We start from the raw sequence: 18,413 nt of genomic DNA on the forward strand, positions 1-18,413 counted from the left end.
TGGTTGCCATGGTCGAGAAGTTCGTTTCCGCAGAGAGACCGCAGACCGAGGAAGGAATGCAGTACCATATAGCCTGCAAGCCGGGCGATGTTGCTCGCTACGTCCTTCTTCCGGGCGATCCAGAGAGAGTACCCAAGATAAGCTCGCTCTGGGATGAGGCGAGGGAGATAGCATTCCACAGGGAGTACAGGACGCACACCGGAAAGTACAAAGGAGTGCCGATAAGCGTTACCTCAACGGGCATAGGCGGGCCATCAACCGCTATAGCCATCGAAGAGCTTGCGGCGATAGGGGCGGACACCTTCATCCGCGTTGGCTCCACGGGTGCAATACAGCCCGGGATTGAGATAGGAGACCTCATCATAGCGAAAGCTGCTGTTAGGCTTGAGGGAACTTCAAAACAGTACGTAAGGGTCGAATATCCTGCCGTTGCAGACCTTGAGGTCACCCTCGCCCTCATAGAGGCCGCCGAAAGCCTTGGAGTGAGATACCACATAGGAATAACGGCTTCAACCGACAGCTTCTACCTCGGACAGGGTAGGCCAGGGCTGAACGGCTACTTCCCAAGCTTTGCCAGGAACCTCGTTGACGACCTCAGACAGGCCCGCGTGACGAACTTCGAAATGGAGGCCGCGACTCTCTACACGCTCGCCAACATCTACGGGCTCAGGGCGGGCTGTGTGTGCGCAGTATTCGCCAACAGGGTAACAAACGAGTTCGGTAAGGCGGGCGAGAAGGAGGCTGCTTTGGTCGCGAGTGAGGCCGTCAAGATACTCGCGGAGTGGGACGAGGAAAAGGAGAGGGCCGGAAAGAGGGTATGGCACCCTGGCATGAGGGGTTGAAATGGACGAGAGGCTATTCATTATCAAAACCCTGCTGAGGGATGGAAGAAGGGAAGAGGCGCTCAAAGAAGCCCGGAAGATTAAGGACTCCTACTGGCGCTCCTACGCGCTCCGGTGGGTTGCCGAGAGCTATGCACACGAACCCGAGAAAGCCCTTGAGGTAGCGAGTGAAATAGAAGAGCACTCAATCAAGGACGAGACCCTCGCCTCCCTTTCCTACCTTTTTTCAAGAGAGGGGGAGTTTAAGAAAGCCCTAGAAGCGGCGAGGCTTATCAAAGACCAGTTCGTTAGAAAGAAGGCCTTCAGATCGGTGAGCAATCTTCTGGCAATAGCGGTTGCACGCGGCGGGACGGAGATAAGGCTCAGCGACCTGAAGCTGGATGAGAGGGACATTGAGGAGTTGAAGCCACTCCCCCATGGAATCGTCTACAAGGACGGAAAGCTCATGCCCGGAGCCACCCTGCACAGGATAAAGGGAGAGGTCCAGACGGGAGTAGTGGAGCGTTTTGAGAAGAGACCCAAATGGAGGCCCCCAGAACCAGAGTTCGAGGAGAAAGGGCAGACCAATGAATACGTATTAAGCTACATAAACAGGCTTTTGAATGAAGGGAAACTTGAAGAGGCCGAAAAACTTGCCAAAGGGCTTCCTGAGCCCGTGAGGAGCGCATATCTCGAGAGAGTGGGCATTGAGTATCTAAACAGGGGCAATGCAGAAAAGGCCGAAGAGATATTCTCCCAGCTTGAAGTCGCAAATACTCTTGGGCACGCCCTAATACACCATTATGGATACGAGGTTGATAGGGCACTTGAATACATCAAGAAGGTTTTCGATCCCCTTCCCAGGATGCTGATAGCCTACGAGCTCGCAAAAAAACATGGCGCGAAAGAGAAAGCTATTCTTGAAGTTCTTTCGTGGAGGGGAACCCCCTCAAAGATAGCCAGGGTTCTCAAGTTCTTGGCCTTTGAAATGCTAGAAGAGTCTAAGAAGTCAAAGGATGATGAGATGAGAAAAACTTCTAAGGAGCTCTTTGAGCTGGGCAGGAAAATTGAAACTGGAGAACACGCTCTTTAGACCCTTTTTAGCGCCTAAACCGGCCGGAAACTGAATTAATTAGGTGTCCAAAAGGGCTACGAAATAAATTGCCACGAGAAGAAGCTTTGAATGCTTGGAAAGCCCAGAAGATTGTGGTGCGGTGGCCGGGATTTGAACCCGGGCCAGCGGCGTGGCAGGCCGCTGTCCTAGCCAGGCTAGACTACCACCGCAGTTCCAGCCCGTAGGATACTCATTGGGGACTCGTTTATAAATCTTTCGGTCTGTTCCGAAGGTTAAATTTATAAAGAGTCTTCAGAAAGGGTTAGCGGGCGTGCCCCGGTGGCCTAGTCTGGATAGGGCGCGAGGCTGCGGACCTCGAGGTCCGGGGTTCAAATCCCCGCCGGGGCGCCATAGAAACTTTTCTGGCGAAAAGTTTCATCAAAGAGGGAATGTCTTTTTAAACTGCTGAGTTTCAGCTATTCTCATTACCAAATTAGCAGTTTTCAAGGGGTTTGCTCGCAGTATAACGCCCAACGAGCGTTAAAAAGAAGAAAAACCCAAATTCTCTTGCCTGTACATTAGGAGAATCTCCATTCTCAGCCAATATCACGAAGACATTCAAGCTTTTGGTGAAGCTTTCTCCAAAAGCTTCCTCGTGAAGTTTGATCAAGTTCGTGGTTCTCTTGAAATTGCCCTTCTAAAAGGATTTTCACGATAAATTAGCTAAAAGTGAGTGAATTCTTCGAGCATACTTAATTGGAAAGGAGTTTTCTCGCCTTGACGCCCTATGGGCGTCGATTAAAAAGCAAACTCACAAAGAGCGAGCGAACAAAAATGGAATTCACACTCCAAGACAGCATTCAAAAGGAAATCCACTCAAAACAACCCTCTAATCAAGAACCACAAACTTTGATGAAACTTTGCCGGGCAAAGTTTCTTTGGTGAAGCTTTCCCAAAAGCTTGCTAGAAAATGAAAGGGGAATTCAGGCCCCCGCTCTCAGCTTCGCCAGTGCATCCTCCGCTGCCTGGAGTATCTGGTATCCGACTGGAGAAGCCGTGAGGAGCGGGTGAGTCGCTATCTGGAGGGTGTAGAGCTCGCTAGCCGTAAGCCTCTTCTGTATGGCCAGTGCAAGAACGTTGATCATCTCGCCAACGCTCTTTCCACCGGCTAGCTGGGCACCCAGAATGGCCCCCCTGTCCCTGGAGAATATAAGCTTGACCGTTACCATCGAAGTATCCTCGAACTTTGCTGGATGTCTGTCGGGGCCAGTAGCCCGTCCAACAATGACCTCAAAGCCCTCTCTCTTGGCGGCTTCCTCAGTTAGTCCTGCGGCGGCTAAGGTCAAGCCAGCAACGTGGGTGGAGTAAGCGCCTATTGTCCTCCTGTTCTCCCTGACTATCTGGAGCTTAAAGAGGTTCGCCCCTGCTATCCTCGCCTCGAAGGTTGCCGTTGAGGCTAGCATCAGAGGGAAGGGCTTTCCTGTAAAGAAGTCCCTGTGCTCGACGCAGTCGCCGACGGCGAATATGTCCGGGCAGGAGGTTCTCATGTACTCGTCAGTCCAGATGCCGTATCTTGTAACTTTTAGACCTGTTTTTACTGCCAGCTCAACGTTTGGGCGGTAGCCCGTTGAGAGAATTACCAGATCGGCGGGGATTTCCCCACCTTCGACGAGCTTGACACCTTCAACGCGCTCTCTGCCGACTAGCCTCTCCACGTGCCCGTAAACAACGTTTATTCCAACTTCCTTGAGCCTGTTCTCGATCATCTCACTGAATTCGGGGTCGAAAGAGTTTCTCAACAGCCTGCTTCTGACAACTATCGTAACGTCCTTCCCGAGCTTTCTGATCTCGTCCCCAACTTCAAGGGCTATGAAACCGCCGCCGATAATGACAACCTTCTCGGCATCCTCTACTCTCTTCTTGAGCTCTTTGAGGTAGTGGTAGTCCTTGGAGACGGTGTACACACCCTCAAGCTCAACGCCGGGGATGTCAGGGATCTGGGGTCTCGAACCAGTCGCCAGAACGAGCTTTTCCCAGCCTATCTCTCTCCCTGACTTCGTCAGGAGTGTCTTGGACTTGGGATTTATTTCCGTGACCTCATCAACCAGAACGTCGATGCCGAGGGGTTTGAGAAACCTCTCCGTTGGGAGAACATCATCCTCAACGCTCCTCAGGGTACCGAAGATGTACGGAATCCCGCAAGGAATCATGGAAACGTCCTCTTTCTTGATCACGAGGACGCTTTTGTCGGGATAGAACCTCTTGGCAGAGATCGCAGCCGTTAGACCGCCAGCACTTCCACCTATAACAACCACATCGTACTTCATTAACCTCACCAAAGAGAGTTCTCAAAAGACTATTAAACACTTTCCTTAACCCGAGGTTTAAAACGTAAGCACAGTTAAGAAGTGGAGAGAACGAAGAGGAACACTACTCACCGGTCGCGCCCTTCAGTGCATCCTTGCAGGGGCACCTTCTTTCCTTTGGAATGTACTCGATGGCCTTCATGAGCAGGAGCTTTATCTCGTTGGACTTCTGGGCCATAAGCTCGACCACTTCCGTGTGAGTGAGCTTGTTGGGGCTTATGCCAGCGGCGTAGTTGGTGACTATGGCAACGCTCGCGTAGCACATCTCAAGCTCCCTCGCGAGTGCTGCCTCCGGACACTGGGTCATTCCAACGACGTCGGCCCCGAGGATCTTTAGCGCCCTTATCTCAGCCCTCGTCTCAAAGCGGGGCCCTTCCATGCAGGCATAAGTTCCCATGGGGTGATATGTAAAGCCCAGCTCCCTGGCGGCGTTCATCAGGGCTTTCCTCAGCTCGGGACAGTAGGGTTCAGTAAAGTCCACATGGGCCACGAACTTTCTATCGTGCGGGCTTTCTTCACCGTCGTAGAAGGTGTAGTGTCTGGTCTTGGTAAAGTCCATGAGCTGGTCGAGGATTACGAAGTCACCGGGCTTCATGTCTAGGTTGAGAGAACCAACAGCCGAAGTCGAAAGAATCCTCTCGACGCCGAGCTCGTAGAGGGCCCAGATGTTCGCACGGTAGTTTATCTTGTGCGGTGGAACGCTGTGTCCCTCACCGTGCCTGGCGAGAAATACTATTTCCTCGCCGTTGTACTCGCCGATCTTGACTTTGACCGTTCCGTAGGGTGTTTCAACGGTCTCTTCCCTGATGTTGGTTAGAAGTGCGGGGTCGTAAACTCCAGAACCGCCTATTATCGCTATCCTTGGCATTCGCATCACCTAGACAGATAAAAGAAACGTGCCTTAAAACGTTATTCATCTGCCCACAGGCGCTTTTGCTCCTCTGCCCGCTCCTCTATATCCTCAACCACGCGACCACTGGCCTGAAGCTCTGCTATCTTCGCCAAAATCTCGCTGAGCAACCATGAACCCCACCTCGGATCCTTAACCTCGAGGGCCGCGTCTATGGCTCCATCTATGTCGCCCTCTTTGAGCTTCTCGATTGCTATACTCCCAAAGGCGAGGGAGCGCAGGTGGGGGTCACTTATAGAGGAAGCAAGATTCCAAGCCCCCTCATAGTCATGGAGTTTCGAGAGATAACGGACGGCCTTGACCTTCAAGCGTTCCGAAGAGACAAAAGAGCCTATTTTTCTGACGAGTTCTAGGTACTCCGAACTTGGAGGCCTTTCAAGAAGAATATCCAGCACATATCCCGCTGCGAGTAGTTTAGCATCCTCAGGCAGCGAATCAATGAACTCCTCAACAAGCTCCACTCTATCGATTATAGAGGATACAACGGCAGATATCACCTCATCCCATTGCTCACGGGGGATTCTCTCAAGGGACTCTGAAACGAACTTGATTTCACCCTGGACCGCCAGACTGACAAGGAACGATTTAAGAACGTCAACGCTAACATCCGACGAAAGGCCGACTATAAACTGGAAAACTTTCTCGTAAACCGCAGAGTCCAGACTGCCCGATTTTTTGAGGTAAACAGCCACAGCCTTCACGGCCTCACCAAGCCAGTAATCACTCTTGAACTGAGAAAGCATGCCCAGAGCTGTGCCAAGCTCATCTCTTTTGAGATGCTCCTTCAGGATATTGAAGAGCGCAAGCGACTTCCAAGGCTCGTTTTGGATTTTTTCAACAATTTTGTGCGCATTTCTCAGATTGCCATCCTGGATATGCTTATTCAGGATCAGGAGTAGTGCATCATTTCTTTTAACTTCGTTTTCAATCTCCAAAGAATACTCAAACGCCCTGTCCATGAAGTCTATTTGAACGAGTTTTTTCACTAAGCGATAGAGGAAATCATCCCTTGGTGCTTGCGGCATTTTGAGTATTGCCTCATAGGCGCTTTCGAGAACACGGTTAGCACTCTGAGGGTTTATACTGCTCAAAAGTGTCCCGACCTCAATTAGAGCGTGAACCATAAGGGGAGGATTTTCAATCGAGGCTATTGCCTGGAGAGCAGAAGAGAACGCATCTTTATATTTGGGACGTTTGGCTAGATGCATATAGTAGCCGATTCTAGCATACGTAAGTGCCCTTAGATAGGGGTCTTGAATACTACGGGCTATTGACAGCAACTCAAAATAAACGTCTTTGGACAAACTATACCACCCCAAAAAATATCCAATGATGTTGTATTTATATGTTATGCCCCCATGTTCAAGATCAAAACACATAAAAGTTACAGAAATCCAAAAGAATCAGCTGAGGTCGTCGTACACAACTCCAACGACTTCCCCATCGTCCAGGGAAACGAAGCTGACCTTTGTCTTCTTTCCGGTTTTCGGATCCACAACGACAAAATCCGGGCTGGCCAAGTACTGGCTCGAGGGCATCTTCCAGACATCGCCGTAATGGATGCGAAGCTCCTTCAAAAACCTCTTGGGATCACGCTTGATAACCGTTGGCATAGGTATCACCAATGATATATACAACTTCAACATATAAAAAGCTTTCCTAAAGACATTCGTTAAAAAATGATTCGACAATCGACGAATAATTTGAAAAAGCACCCAATCCGTCCGACGAAAACCATAAAAATGCTAAGAACAGCCAAAAAAGAAAAACAGCCCTATCAGACTCACCTACGGAGCATCTCAACGTACTCAAGCTCCTCAGGAATCGGCCTTCTCTTTCTCCTCTCGTTCTCCTTGGTGAACATGTACTCGTAAACGAGCATCCACGGAAGCATTCTCTCACCCCCTATTTTTCTCTCCGTTAACCAATAGCATTTTTAGGTTTAAAAACTTTTGTAGATTGTTTTTTCACAGAAATGAACCGAAAAGAACTCCAAACTCAATAAAAGAGACCATAGAATTGGATTTAGCTTCAATGTACAAAAAATTACATCTTAAGCGGCTCTAAAACGGCTGATTAAACGAAATGAATACATTTTACAAGAACTCAAAGACCCAACCGTTTATAAGGTTATGGTTCATCTCTAAACAAGGTGAGAAAAATGGCACTTGAGAAGCTCGGCCAAGCACTGAACAGCGCTCTCAAAAAACTCGCCCGTTCGAGCACCGTTGATGAGGCCACGATCAAAGAGATTGTGAGGGATATCCAGAGGGCACTACTCCAGGCAGACGTTAACGTCAAGCTCGTCCTTCAGTTAACAAAGCAGATACAAAAGCGGGCGCTCGAAGAAGAACCTCCCGCAGGTGTCAGTAAGAAGGAGCACATAATAAAGATCGTGTACGAAGAACTAACCAAGTTTCTCGGAACCGAGGCAAAGCCCCTCGAGATAAAGCACAAGCCGACCGTTATCCTCACGGTTGGAATCCAGGGTTCCGGAAAGACGACAAGCGTCGCAAAGCTCGCCCGCTACCTTCAGAAGAGGGGATACAAAGTCGGCGTTGTCTGTTCCGACACCTGGAGACCGGGAGCCTACTACCAGCTCAGACAGCTTCTCGACCCGTTTGGCATAGAGGTTTTTGGTGATCCCGAGGAGAAGGACGCAGTTAAGCTCGCGAGGGAAGGCGTTGAGCACTTCCGTGAGAAGGGTGTTGACGTCATAATAGTCGACTCCGCGGGAAGGCACAAGGAAGAGAAGGGTCTCATCGAGGAGATGAGGCAGATAAGCGAGGCCATTAAGCCCCATGAAGTCATACTTGTAATAGATGGTACCATAGGTCAGCAGGCGTACAACCAGGCAATGGCCTTCAAGGAAGCAACCCCCATAGGATCAATAATCGTGACGAAGCTCGATGGAAGCGCCAAGGGTGGTGGAGCGCTCTCAGCAGTAGCGGCGACGGGTGCTCCGATAAAGTTCATCGGAACCGGAGAGAGGATAGACGACCTTGAGCCCTTTGATCCAAAGCGCTTCGTTTCGAGGCTGCTCGGTCTCGGCGACATACAGGGCCTTCTGGAGAAGATAGAAGAGCTCCAGAAGGAGCAGGAGTTCAGGGAAGAGGACATGGAGAAGTTCCTGCGCGGAAAGTTCAACCTCAAGGACATGTACGCCCAGCTTGAAGCGATGCAGAAGATGGGCCCTCTGAAGCAGATACTCCAAATGATACCGGGACTTGGCTATTCCCTCCCGGAGGACGCAGTTAGGGTAGGAGAAGAAAAGCTAAAGAGGTACAAAGTCATAATGGACTCAATGACGGAAGAAGAGCTTGAAAACCCAGAGATCATCAACTATTCGAGGATAAAGCGCATAGCCAGAGGATCTGGGGCAACAACGGCGGAAGTAAGGGAGCTTCTCAACCAGTACAATCAGATGAAGAAGATGTTCAAGAGCTTGAATAAGAGAAAGCTCGCGAAGATGGCCAAGAAGTTCAATTTCGGGGGGCTGGGAATATGATAGAGGCAATCGTTCTGATAGTTGTGAAACCCGGAAACGAAGAGAAGGTCTATCAGGAGATAATAAAAGACCCCCGCGTCAAAGAGGCCTACAGAGTATACGGAGAGTACGACATTATAATCCGCATCGAAGTCCCCAGCATTGAGGAGCTAGACAGGTTCCACGACGAAGTTCTCAGGAAGATCAAGGACATTGAACTAACGGAGACCCTTATAGCAAGCAGCTACCGGAGGTGAACGAATTGAAAAGGTGGGTCGCGACAGTCGACCTAGTCACTTTGGAGGTCGAGTCCGACCCAACCTTCAAATTTAAGTGCATTGAGAACTGCGGACTTTGCTGTGAGAGGCTTGAAATCCCGCTCAGGGATGAGGACATAGAGAGAATCGAAGGATTGGGCTACAATACCTGGGAGTTCGTGGACTATGAAAAGCTCTTCTACAGAGGGGATAAGTTTCTAGGGTATGCGATAAAGAAGAACCCCGTTACTGATGCATGCGTCTTTCTCGATCCAGAAACAAAGAAGTGCAAAATCTACAACCACAGGCCGCTCGCATGCAGGCTGTATCCATTTGTCTTTGTTAAACACGGGGAGAGAATGGAGATCTATATTAAGGAAGATTCATTCTGCCCTGGCATTAACCATCCCGACGGTAAACCCGTCACCAAAGATTTCCTTATGAAAGAATACTGGGACATCATCGAGGAATACAGACAAAAAGTAATCCACAAAGGCCAGAAAACCCAGGTGAATGCGAGCGTTTAGACCGAAACATATTTATACATTTTTTTGTTAATCCCTGGCCACCTGGAGGTGAGAGGGTGAGCCAGTTAAAGGCAGTCCAGGAAAAGCTGAGACTGATAAGAATCCTGAGGCTGTTAAAGAAGTCTTACACATACGAGGAGCTGTCCCGCATAACGGGATTGCCAATAACGGTCCTTAACCGATACGTTAGGGGAAAGGTACTACCAAGCTCCGAGAGGACTAAAGAGCTTATGGAGCTGCTTGCACCCTATATCAACATTGAAGAAGAGGTTCGCAAGAGGATAAAGTTCGATGAAAGGGGATTCTTCGACAACATGCCCGCCCTGAGCGACACCGCGCTGATGAGTCTGATAGCGGAGGAAGTTGCCAGCAAGTACATGGACAAGGACATTGACAAAGTCCTCACAGCCGAAACCGACGGCATTGTCCTGGGAGCTCATATAGCGAGAGAGCTGGGGGCCGACCTGATATACGCAAAGAAGAAGAAGGAAGTCGGCGTCGAGAAGTTCTACGAGGTGAACTACGTACCAAGTGCATCGGGAAGCGTTATGACTCTCTATCTGCCACAATGGGCACTGAAGAAGGGAGAGACCGTGCTCATCGTTGACGATGTCATAAGGAGCGGTGAGACCCAGAGGGCGCTCGTGGAGCTGGCACACCAGGCCGGTGCAAAGCCCGTCGGCATGTTCTTCCTGATAAGCGTTGGAGACGAAGTGGAAAAACTCAAAGGGGAGTACCCATTCCCCGTTGAGAGCCTCATAAAGCTCTGAGGGATTTCCATGAAGGGGTTCATTTACAACGCCGCCGGGCTGAGCATCCCAGTCGAGTTCACGCCCGGCGTTCCTTTTAGATTTGAGTGCCCCGAAGAAGACTGCGGAAAGGTTGTGGTCATAGAAGGCGTGATAGAAGAAGTCGATGAAGTTGAATTCACAAAGGTTCTTGAGAAAACAATAAAGGAAAATCCGTCCTTCAGCAAAATCAGGGAGATAACTTCCAGAAGGTTTGTTTTCAAAGGGAAAGTTAATGAAAGGGAAGTAACTCTTCCCGTGGAAAGTTTTCAGGACTTTACCGAAAGATTCCTCAGGGAAGTCCTAATCCTCAAGGGATAGTCTCGGTTCCTCTTTAACAACCTGCATGACCACGCTCGTGTTCGTTTTTTCAACGCCGTCGAGCGACAGCAGCCATTTTACAAACCTGTTCATATCAGCCCTGTCCTTGAACTTTGCGATTACGAATATATCAAACTCACCGGTGATGTCGTAAACCATCATGGCCCTACCGCTCTCCGCGATTTTTCGCTCAATCTCAATTATTTTCTTCCCCTGGGCCTTAACTCCAATTAGGGCAGTCAAACCAAAACCCAGCTTTTCATAGTCAACAATCGGGGCGTATCCCTTAATAACCCCGCTCTCCTCAAGACGCTTAATGCGGTTGTATACAGTGCCGACAGCCACCCCCAGCTCCTTCGCTATCTCCCTGTAGGAAAGCCTAGCGTTTTTCTGGAGTAATGACAGTATCCTCATGTCAAGCTCATCGACCACAATCACCACCGGAGAGAATACACCGTAAACTTTAAATACCCTTCTCTAAGAGGGATTAGCGGGCAGTGGACCGGTAGCCTAGCCAGGATAGGGCGGCGGCCTCCTAAGCCGCAGGTCCGGGGTTCGAAGCCCCGCCGGTCCGCCATAGAAACTTTTCTAATGAAAAGTTTCACCAAAGAGCGAATGTCCTTTTGAGCGCCCTGCTTTTCAGTGATTCTCACAATCAATTTGCAATTCTCAAGGGGTTTGCTCGGAGTATAACGCCCAAAGGGCGTTAAAAAAGAAGAAAAACCCGCACTTCCCTGCCCATCCATCAAGAGAATCTAACCTTATCAAGCCAATTCTCGGAGACATTCGAGCTTTTGGTGAAGCTTTTCCAAAAAGCTTCAGCGCTGGCGGAAGATTGGTATGCTTTCTTTTTAGATATGCCTGCTTTTGAAGGGTTTACTTCCAATTGGCTGATTCAAAAGGATTTTCTCACCGTATAGTGCCCGAAGGGCACTAAAAAGAAAGTCAAAAATCACAATTAGCGCGGGGATTTTGGAGTTAAACCCGCGCGAGCCTGCCTTCTTGAGAGCATACACTCCCTAACAGGCGAGATCGAGGAGAAGGGCACACACTTTTGGTGAAGCTTTTTCTAAAAGCTTCCTGCGCGAAGTTTGATCAAGGTTCGTAGCTCTTTTTCGGAATGCCAATTCACCGTGATTTTCCAACTCAAATGGCTTTTTGAGAGTGAGAACCCTTAATCCACCCTGTCAACTCGTGTTTAACTCTAAATCGGCGCCCTTTGGGCGTCAAAGAAAAGAAAACACCCTCTTCAAGAAGCTTCCTAAAAGGTTCTCACTCAAAAATGAGCACTTGCAGTCTAAAATCCTAAAATAAAACCCTCTTGAAGAAGAGCTACAAACTTTGATGAAACTTTGCCTGGCAAAGTTTCAGCGCCGGCGGAAAAGAGGTATGCGTTTTTAATGAACTAATTTTTGAGTGGGTTTACTTTCGAGTTGCCAGACTTACAGGATTTTCCCCACAGTATAGTGCTCTTTGAGCGCTAAAAAGAAAGTTCGAAATCACAATTAACGAGAGATTTTTAAGAACAAACCCACACGCGAACCTGCTTTCTGGGGAGCATACACTCCCGATAAGCAAAGTTCGAGAAGAAGGGCACACTTTTGGTCAAGCTTTTTCCAAAAGCTTGCTGGAAACGAAAGGCTTAAATACTTCAACACTTTTATTTTCTTCAGGTAAGAAAAAAGGAGGTGGTGGCCATGGTGTACGTGGCCGTTCTTGCAAACATCAACGGCAACCTTCCAGCACTGGCAAAGGCCCTTGAAAAGATAGAGGCCCTAAAGGAGGAAGGGTACGAAATAGAGAAGTACTATGTTCTGGGCAACATCGTTGGTCTGTTCCCGTACCCGAAGGAAGTCCTTGACGCTCTTGATGACCTCATCAGAAACAACACAGTCAAGGTCATCAGGGGTGAGTTCGACCAGGTAATAGCCGAGAGCGATCCCCACGCGGAAGGACCGGACTACATTGACAAGGTTGAATATCCCGACTACATAAAGAAGGCCCTCAAGTACACCTGGGAAGCCCTTGGTCACGAAGGGCGCGAGTTCATAAGGGACCTTCCAATATACCTTGTCGACAAGATTGGAAAGAACGACATATTCGGAGTCTATGGAAGTCCTCTGAACCCGTTTGGAGGAGTTGTACTGCCAGACCAGCCGACCAGCTACTACGAAGCCATCATGAGGCCGGTCAAAGACTATGAGATACTCTTTGTTGCATCACCCAAGTATCCGGTCAACGCTATGACCCGCTACGGTAGGGTCATCTGTCCCGGAAGCATTGGATACCCACCGGGCAAGAACCACAAAGCAACCTTTGCCCTCGTTGATGTGGACACTCTACACACCAAGTTCATAGAAGTGGACTATGATGACGAGAAAAAGCTCATAGAGGAGAAAATCAAGAAAGAGGGCCTTCCGGAAGAGCTTATCAAGATACTCTATCATGGAAAGGTCTGATCCCTTTAACCTTTTTTGAATCCTAAGTAGAAGCCTGCAACAAACGCACCAGTACCTGGGAGTATCCCAAGAGCCTTCTGTCCAAGACCTAGTACCTGCTGGGTCACGTTCTCACTCAGGTTGAAGAGCTTGTCAGTGTTTATTGTTATCACTCCCTTCTGCTGAAGCCAGAAGAGGCTCAAAAGGTAGGCTCCTATTAATGTCATCACGATTTTCACGAACTTCTTCAGTGCATACCCTGTTACAAAGCCCACTATAGCACCAACGCCCAGATCCCCGAACATACCGCTCATATCGAACTCCATGAGACCACCACTAACAAATCGGGCGAGAAGAAAGATAAACCTTTTGTTGGCAAAACCCTTAAATTATATGGATCTAAAATATTTCACAAAGAACAAAAGGGTGAGATCATGACAACCCCCCTAGAGAGATTACAGAACAAGATTACAAAGGAAGTTCTGTGGCTCTACATACTCCGGCTTTTGAAAGAGCGCCCCATGTACGCATACGAGCTAAAGGAGAAGATAAAAGAGGCTTTCAACTTTGAACCTGCCACAGTCAGCTCTTACGTGGTGCTTTACAAGCTTGAGAAAGAGGGATATGTAACCTCAGAATGGCAGGAAACGACAGGAGGTAAACCGGCCAGGAAGTACTACAAGCTCACACCGAAGGGCGAAGAACTCCTAAAAGAGGGAATAAACTTCCTCGAAGAAACATTGAAAAAACTGAAGGGGGAGTGATCAGCGTCCTCCACCACGCGGTTCTCTGGCCTTCGGGCGAAGGCCCTTGTAGCCGCACTTTCTGCACTTCTTTGCGCCCCATGGGTTAGTGGCACCGCAGCGCATGCACACGAGTTTCCTAAAGATCCTAGCCTCAGCCTCAGGGAATCTCGCCATTCTTATCACCTCGATAACCTTAAAGCCTGCAACCCTTTGATCTGGAACTTTTAAACCTTTGGTGCGGGGGACGGGATTCGAACCCGCGCAGCCCTACGGCAGCGGATCTTAAGTCCGCCCCCTTTGGCCAGGCTCGGGCACCCCCGCGCGAGGGAAAGTAAAGCGAGGGGCGTTAAAAATTTTCCCCTCAGGTCCTTATGATCCTCATCTCGAAGTCCTCAACCGGTATCTTGAAGTCTTCCCTGCTCTCGATCTCCTTCCTGTTGTAGAGGACTTCCCTGGCAAGTATCCAGTAGATGAGGGCGAGAGCCTTCCTGCCCTTGTTGTTGGTTGGGATTGCGATATCAACGTAGCTCAGGAAGTTCTCGGTGTCAACGAGGGCCACTATGGGTATTCCAATCTCAACGGCCTCCTTAAGGGCCTGGTGGTCGGCCCTCGGGTCGGTAACTATGAGAACGTCGGGCTCAATGAAGTTCTTGACCTGAGGGTTGGTCATAGTTCCTGGAAGGAAACGACCGGGTATAGCTTTGGCGCCAGTGACCTCACCGAACTTCTTAACGGGCCTCTGGCCGTAGAGCCTGACGCTCACGGCAAGTATGCTCTCGGGGTCGAACTTGGCAAGGAACTTTCCAGCGACACGAAGCCTCTCATCGGTCTTCCTAACGTCGAGGACGTAGAGTCCGTCCTGCCTTACCCTGTATATGAACTTCTTCATGTCCTTGGTCTTCTGCTGGGTTCCGATGTGGACACCGGCAGCAAGGTACTGGTCGAGCGGAACGAGATACTCCTCCACCTTTCACACCTCCTCATCCTTCAAACGTTATCACCCTACCCCTTTCACCAAGGTCTTCGGCTATCCTTATCAGCTCGTTGAGCTTGGCGATGGAGTCCTTGCGGAGCACCACCGCCGGACACCTAAAGCCCACGGCCATGTGGGCGAGCGCCTCGTCGGAGGACTCAAAACGAGCCTCCGCGAGGATTGGAACAATCCTCTCCGACTTTGCGTCGTTAATAAGGTTGTATAAGTCGGTGAGCGTGCCCAGATTTATCGGCTTTATGGACAGGGCGTTGTAATAGCGCCTGTCTAGTATGTCCTTCTGGCGGAACAGGTACTCCCCATCTATAAAAACCCCGTGAGTTCCGGCAATAAGCTCAAGGAAGAGCTCCTCATCACCCATTGGCTTTAGATAAGCCACGTTGTTGTCTTCAACGAGGGTCAGCAGTTTTTCCATGTCCATGGGAGCCTTCTGGGCGAGTCCCAGGGCGACATCGAGACCGAGTTCACTGCTGGCTTTTTCTGTCGCCTCCGAGTATCCTTCAACAGTCGCCTCTTTGAGGTTGGAGAGCACGCCGTTTACGGCATCAACAACATCGGTTATCTCCATCAGGTCGCGCACCATTACGTAGTAGTCAAACTCACTGTCGCTCGCGAACTCAAGTATCGGGACTGGGAGTTCGGTGGTGAACGTCCCGCCAAGGTAAGTGTAGAGCGGAAGGTTCTTCTCGCTGGCTGCTGCCTTTGCCGTGGCAACCGATACGGCTAAGGCCGTGTTTGCACCGATGTGGCTGAAGTCCTCGGTGCCGTCTATCTCCCACAGATAGCTGTCTATAAGCTCCTGCTCCGTTGCGTCAAACCCGATAAGCTCTGGCCCTATTATCTCGTCAACCTCACTGACGGCCCTGTGGGCTTCCGCTATGTAGAGGTCAGGATTCTCGTCTACCGGGGCGGCGAACCTGCCAAAACCCGAGCTAGTTATAACGTCAACCTCAACCGAATACCTGCCGCCCCTGAGTACTGTTACCCTGCCGACTATGTTCTCTATCACCGTCATCTCTCATCAGCTCGGCCTTATTACGGTGATCGGTATCACACCCTTCTCGAACTCGAGGAGAGCCGCCTGAAGGGGAGTAATTCCCTCGGGTACATCGATTAGCACCGGGGCTCCCATCGCTATCTGGAGAGCCCTGGCTCCAATGATGCGGGCCTTTTCAAAGCGGGTGTACCTAAACACGACTACCACCCCACTTCCTGTGCACAGATCAAATTTTGGTGGGGCCGCCGGGATTTGAACCCGGGTCTCCGGCACCCCAAGCCGGGAGGATAGACCAAGCTACCCCACGGCCCCGCCCAGAAATGCGGTTTTTAGTAGACTTTATAAACCATTACCTGGTCGATCAGCTCTACGTGGCTCAGCAAGGTTCTCCTGCAGCAGTACCTCTCAACGCCGAGGTCGTCGAGGACCTTACCCGGGTCTTCCCCGGCCTCAACCCTCTTCTTGAACTCGTAGTACTTGTCTGCGAGCACCTTTCCGCAGGTGAAGCACCTGACGGGGACTATCATTTTTCACACCTCAAAGGGTTAAAGGAAAGGCATCAGCGGTATGACTTCTGCCTCTTGGCCCTCGGACCCTTGGTTGAGCGGTTGGGCTTGTGAGGCTCGGTTCTCCTGCTGTCGCCGACGAGCATTGTCCTGTCGTACTTCATAAACTTTTCCTTCAGGTTCATGTCGTTGGTCCACTCAACGAGGGCCCTGGCTATGGCAACTCTAGCTGCCTCAGCCTGGCCCATGAAGCCTCCGCCCTCAACCTTGACGTCTATGTCAACCCTGCTGACGATCTCTTCACCTGCAAGGATGAGCGGCTCCATGATGGTGAAGCGCGCTATCTCCGGCTCGATGATCTCGACGGGCTTGTGGTTGATCCTGACGCGGCCCTTTCCTTCCCTTATGGTGGCCCTCGCAACGGCCGTCTTCCTCTTACCAGCAGTCTGGATGACCCTCATCTTTCTCACCTCAGAACTTTCCACCGAGGAACTTCGCGACCTCTCCAACGGTAACGTACTTCGGAGTGGCAAGCCTCGACATGTGGGCCTCGCTTATGGTCTCGAACTCCTTGCCCTCGAACTCCTTGGGAACTCCGACGTAGACCTTGAGCCTCTTGAAGGCCTTCCTTCCGCGGTCGGTCTTCCAGGGGAGCATGCCCCTAACAGTTCTCCTGACGATCTCGTCGCTCCTCTTCGGATAGAACGGGCCCCTCCTCGGGTTGGTCCTGGTTCTGAGCTCGGTCCTCTGCTTGTACTTGGCGAAGATGTCCTCCCTGTTGCCGGTGATGATGGCCTTTTCGGCGTTGACGATGACTACCTCCTCGCCCTCGAGGAGCATCTTGGCGACCTTCGAGGCGAGCCTTCCGAGTATGAGTCCTTCAGCGTTAATTATCCTCATGGCCCATCACTCCATTATGATTACTCCACTACCCTTCGGGTTTCTCTCCATAAGCTCCTCAATGCTTATGGCCTCTCCACCGGCCTCGATTATCTTCCTCCTGGCTGCCTCGCTGAACTTCCAAGCTGCAACGACGACCTTGTGCTCAAGCCTTCCTGCACCGAGGACGCTTCCCGGGACGATAACAACGTCGCCCTCCTTGGTATAGCGGTTGATCTTGCTGATGTTCACCTCAGCCCTCTGCCTCCTGGGCCTCTCAAGGCGCCAGGCGATGTCCTTCCATATCTTGACTCCTTCCTCGTTTGACTTTTTCCTGAGGGTGCGGATGAGCCTTCTCAGGTTAATATCGGTCGGTCCAGTTCTCTTAACCATGAACATACCTCCTCAAAGCTCTCGCAGGGAAACCGACAGTCGGACGGGGTGAGCGTAATTATGGTGCGGGGGCGGGGATTTGAACCCCGGAACCCCTGCGGGACGGGACCCTGAATCCCGCGCCTTTGGCCAGGCTCGGCTACCCCCGCGTCAGTCGGCTAATTTATGGAGCTCGTTTATAAATCTATCGCTCTTCCTCATGAGTATTTTGAGCGCTATGCTCACGATTTCCTCAACGGGAAGTTCACCATTCGTTTCGACGGTAAACACGAATGAACCGGGCACTATCTCCTCTCTGATCCCCTTACCCATGTGCTCCTCGAACTTCCTGGGAAGGTAAAAGGCCTTTATCGTGGTTATGACTATCTCCTCATCACTCTCCTCGACGGGGAGTCCACGCCTCTCAGCGAGCTCTTTGAGCTCCTCCCAGTCGGGAACGTCTTTGCTGACGTGTATCTTGGTCAGGTACTTGTAGTAAACGAAGCCCGGTTGCCACTTGGCGTGATCCTTTCCGCGGCCGAGCCTCGCATAAGCGTTGAACGTTAGCCTTTGTCCTTCTGCGAGCTTTACTATGGGGATGTTCGGGTTGGCGGGCTTTACATCTCCATCGCTACTCTTGAGGTCGCCCGAGTACACCATGCCAGGGCCCTCAGCCTCAAGCGAGAGGGTAACCGTGTAGTCATCAAGCTCAAGGGCATCGAGCGAGAACCTCTCATGAGGAGTCGTGAGCGGTATCATGGCAAGCCTGTGCGCTATTATCTCGTCGAAAAGTGCAGAATCGTTCTCTAGGAACTCGACCTCATCAACGGCAAAGGTTGGGACTTCCGAGAGAATAGTCCTTCTAAGGGCGTTCGCGAACGGTACATCAACGCCGCTGACGATGAACTTTATTGAGTCGGGCCTCTTCTCAAGAATCTTGAACTCTACCATTG

24 protein-coding genes and 6 tRNA genes are annotated in these 18,413 nt (G+C 50.6%); 11 read left to right on the forward strand and 19 right to left on the reverse strand.

What is annotated here, in order from left to right; genetic code table 11:
* Positions 1-8: 8 nt before the first annotated feature.
* Both udp and TK_RS07365 read left to right on the forward strand, forming a co-directional pair.
* Positions 9-842, forward strand: a complete 834-nt coding sequence (gene udp, locus TK_RS07360) for a uridine phosphorylase (RefSeq protein ID WP_011250430.1) — start codon at positions 9-11, stop codon at positions 840-842.
* Position 843: 1 nt separating this feature from the next.
* A complete protein-coding gene (locus TK_RS07365) occupies positions 844-1,914 on the forward strand; it encodes a hypothetical protein (protein ID WP_011250431.1) in 1,071 nt (356 codons plus the stop codon).
* A gap of 114 nt (positions 1,915-2,028) precedes the next feature.
* On the opposite strand, the gene TK_RS07370 is transcribed toward TK_RS07365, so the two are convergent.
* Positions 2,029-2,105, reverse strand: a tRNA-Gly gene (locus TK_RS07370).
* A 103-nt stretch (positions 2,106-2,208) separates the two neighbouring features.
* Here TK_RS07370 and TK_RS07375 point away from each other — a divergent pair.
* Positions 2,209-2,286, forward strand: a tRNA-Arg gene (locus tag TK_RS07375).
* A 572-nt stretch (positions 2,287-2,858) separates the two neighbouring features.
* Here TK_RS07375 and TK_RS07380 read toward each other — a convergent pair.
* The 4 genes from TK_RS07380 to TK_RS07395 all read right to left on the reverse strand — a co-directional run bounded on the left by TK_RS07380 (position 2,859) and on the right by TK_RS07395 (position 6,764).
* On the reverse strand, positions 2,859-4,202 hold the full coding sequence (locus tag TK_RS07380; protein WP_011250432.1) for an FAD-dependent oxidoreductase: 1,344 nt from the start codon (positions 4,200-4,202) through the stop codon (positions 2,859-2,861).
* Positions 4,203-4,305: 103 nt separating this feature from the next.
* Positions 4,306-5,109, reverse strand: coding sequence for an S-methyl-5'-thioadenosine phosphorylase (gene mtnP / locus TK_RS07385; RefSeq protein ID WP_011250433.1), 804 nt, complete (start codon positions 5,107-5,109; stop codon positions 4,306-4,308).
* A gap of 41 nt (positions 5,110-5,150) precedes the next feature.
* Positions 5,151-6,455 carry a hypothetical protein gene (locus tag TK_RS07390; protein WP_011250434.1) on the reverse strand — a complete coding sequence of 435 codons (1,305 nt, stop codon included), beginning with the start codon at positions 6,453-6,455 and terminating at the stop codon, positions 5,151-5,153.
* Positions 6,456-6,554: 99 nt separating this feature from the next.
* The gene (locus TK_RS07395; RefSeq protein WP_011250435.1) at positions 6,555-6,764 is read right to left on the reverse strand and encodes a hypothetical protein; all 210 of its coding nucleotides are present in this window, start codon (positions 6,762-6,764) and stop codon (positions 6,555-6,557) included.
* Between the two features lie 548 nt (positions 6,765-7,312).
* Between TK_RS07395 and TK_RS07400 the strand changes: the two genes are divergently transcribed.
* The 5 genes from TK_RS07400 to TK_RS07420 are packed head-to-tail and all read left to right on the forward strand — an operon-like array spanning position 7,313 to position 10,531.
* Complete coding sequence (locus TK_RS07400; protein ID WP_011250437.1) at positions 7,313-8,659, forward strand: signal recognition particle protein Srp54; 1,347 nt, start codon at positions 7,313-7,315, stop codon at positions 8,657-8,659.
* On the forward strand, positions 8,656-8,895 hold the full coding sequence (locus TK_RS07405; protein ID WP_011250438.1) for an Lrp/AsnC family transcriptional regulator: 240 nt from the start codon (positions 8,656-8,658) through the stop codon (positions 8,893-8,895). The genes TK_RS07400 and TK_RS07405 overlap by 4 nt, the downstream gene beginning before the upstream one ends.
* Positions 8,896-8,900: 5 nt before the next feature.
* On the forward strand, positions 8,901-9,422 hold the full coding sequence (locus TK_RS07410; RefSeq protein ID WP_011250439.1) for a YkgJ family cysteine cluster protein: 522 nt from the start codon (positions 8,901-8,903) through the stop codon (positions 9,420-9,422).
* A 56-nt stretch (positions 9,423-9,478) separates the two neighbouring features.
* Entirely contained in the window at positions 9,479-10,192 is a 714-nt protein-coding gene (locus TK_RS07415; RefSeq protein ID WP_011250440.1) for a phosphoribosyltransferase family protein, read from the forward strand.
* A 9-nt stretch (positions 10,193-10,201) separates the two neighbouring features.
* A complete protein-coding gene (locus TK_RS07420) occupies positions 10,202-10,531 on the forward strand; it encodes a hypothetical protein (protein ID WP_011250441.1) in 330 nt (109 codons plus the stop codon).
* Here TK_RS07420 and TK_RS07425 read toward each other — a convergent pair.
* On the reverse strand, positions 10,514-10,963 hold the full coding sequence (locus tag TK_RS07425) for an Lrp/AsnC family transcriptional regulator (RefSeq protein WP_011250442.1): 450 nt from the start codon (positions 10,961-10,963) through the stop codon (positions 10,514-10,516). The genes TK_RS07420 and TK_RS07425 overlap by 18 nt on opposite strands.
* 67 nt (positions 10,964-11,030) lie before the next feature.
* Here TK_RS07425 and TK_RS07430 point away from each other — a divergent pair.
* Together TK_RS07430 and TK_RS07435 are read left to right on the forward strand one after the other, a co-directional pair.
* Positions 11,031-11,108: transfer RNA gene (locus TK_RS07430), tRNA-Arg, on the forward strand.
* Between the two features lie 1,120 nt (positions 11,109-12,228).
* Positions 12,229-12,990, forward strand: coding sequence for a metallophosphoesterase family protein (locus tag TK_RS07435; RefSeq protein ID WP_011250443.1), 762 nt, complete (start codon positions 12,229-12,231; stop codon positions 12,988-12,990).
* Positions 12,991-12,995: 5 nt separating this feature from the next.
* Here TK_RS07435 and TK_RS07440 read toward each other — a convergent pair whose 3' ends face one another.
* The gene (locus TK_RS07440) at positions 12,996-13,295 is read right to left on the reverse strand and encodes an FUN14 domain-containing protein (RefSeq protein ID WP_011250444.1); all 300 of its coding nucleotides are present in this window, start codon (positions 13,293-13,295) and stop codon (positions 12,996-12,998) included.
* Positions 13,296-13,403: 108 nt separating this feature from the next.
* On the opposite strand from TK_RS07440, the gene TK_RS07445 reads away from it, so the two are divergent.
* On the forward strand, positions 13,404-13,733 hold the full coding sequence (locus tag TK_RS07445; RefSeq protein WP_011250445.1) for a PadR family transcriptional regulator: 330 nt from the start codon (positions 13,404-13,406) through the stop codon (positions 13,731-13,733).
* On the opposite strand, the gene TK_RS07450 is transcribed toward TK_RS07445, so the two are convergent.
* The 12 genes from TK_RS07450 to TK_RS07505 form a co-directional block, all read right to left on the reverse strand.
* On the reverse strand, positions 13,734-13,889 hold the full coding sequence (locus tag TK_RS07450) for a 50S ribosomal protein L40e (protein WP_011250446.1): 156 nt from the start codon (positions 13,887-13,889) through the stop codon (positions 13,734-13,736).
* A gap of 59 nt (positions 13,890-13,948) precedes the next feature.
* Positions 13,949-14,036: transfer RNA gene (locus TK_RS07455), tRNA-Leu, on the reverse strand.
* A 40-nt stretch (positions 14,037-14,076) separates the two neighbouring features.
* Positions 14,077-14,682 carry a 30S ribosomal protein S2 gene (gene rpsB, locus TK_RS07460; protein WP_011250447.1) on the reverse strand — a complete coding sequence of 202 codons (606 nt, stop codon included), beginning with the start codon at positions 14,680-14,682 and terminating at the stop codon, positions 14,077-14,079.
* A 13-nt stretch (positions 14,683-14,695) separates the two neighbouring features.
* Positions 14,696-15,721, reverse strand: a complete 1,026-nt coding sequence (locus TK_RS07465; RefSeq protein ID WP_011250448.1) for a hypothetical protein — start codon at positions 15,719-15,721, stop codon at positions 14,696-14,698.
* Between the two features lie 6 nt (positions 15,722-15,727).
* The gene (locus tag TK_RS07470) at positions 15,728-15,901 is read right to left on the reverse strand and encodes a DNA-directed RNA polymerase subunit K (protein ID WP_011250449.1); all 174 of its coding nucleotides are present in this window, start codon (positions 15,899-15,901) and stop codon (positions 15,728-15,730) included.
* A 36-nt stretch (positions 15,902-15,937) separates the two neighbouring features.
* Positions 15,938-16,015: transfer RNA gene (locus tag TK_RS07475), tRNA-Pro, on the reverse strand.
* A 17-nt stretch (positions 16,016-16,032) separates the two neighbouring features.
* Positions 16,033-16,230, reverse strand: a complete 198-nt coding sequence (locus TK_RS07480) for a DNA-directed RNA polymerase subunit N (protein WP_011250450.1) — start codon at positions 16,228-16,230, stop codon at positions 16,033-16,035.
* Positions 16,231-16,262: 32 nt separating this feature from the next.
* On the reverse strand, positions 16,263-16,670 hold the full coding sequence (locus tag TK_RS07485; protein ID WP_011250451.1) for a 30S ribosomal protein S9: 408 nt from the start codon (positions 16,668-16,670) through the stop codon (positions 16,263-16,265).
* Positions 16,671-16,680: 10 nt separating this feature from the next.
* Positions 16,681-17,109: a 50S ribosomal protein L13 gene (rplM, locus tag TK_RS07490; RefSeq protein ID WP_011250452.1), complete on the reverse strand. Its 429-nt coding sequence runs from the start codon at positions 17,107-17,109 to the stop codon at positions 16,681-16,683.
* 6 nt (positions 17,110-17,115) lie between these two features.
* Positions 17,116-17,481 carry a 50S ribosomal protein L18e gene (locus tag TK_RS07495; protein WP_011250453.1) on the reverse strand — a complete coding sequence of 122 codons (366 nt, stop codon included), beginning with the start codon at positions 17,479-17,481 and terminating at the stop codon, positions 17,116-17,118.
* Between the two features lie 61 nt (positions 17,482-17,542).
* Positions 17,543-17,630 (reverse strand) — tRNA-Leu (locus TK_RS07500).
* Between the two features lies 1 nt (position 17,631).
* Positions 17,632-18,411 (reverse strand): DNA-directed RNA polymerase subunit D, encoded by a 780-nt coding sequence (locus TK_RS07505; protein ID WP_011250454.1) that lies wholly within the window; start codon positions 18,409-18,411, stop codon positions 17,632-17,634.
* Positions 18,412-18,413 lie beyond the last annotated feature (2 nt).

It is taken from the genome of Thermococcus kodakarensis KOD1, assembly GCF_000009965.1.
Taxonomy (GTDB): Archaea; Methanobacteriota_B; Thermococci; order Thermococcales; family Thermococcaceae; genus Thermococcus; species Thermococcus kodakarensis.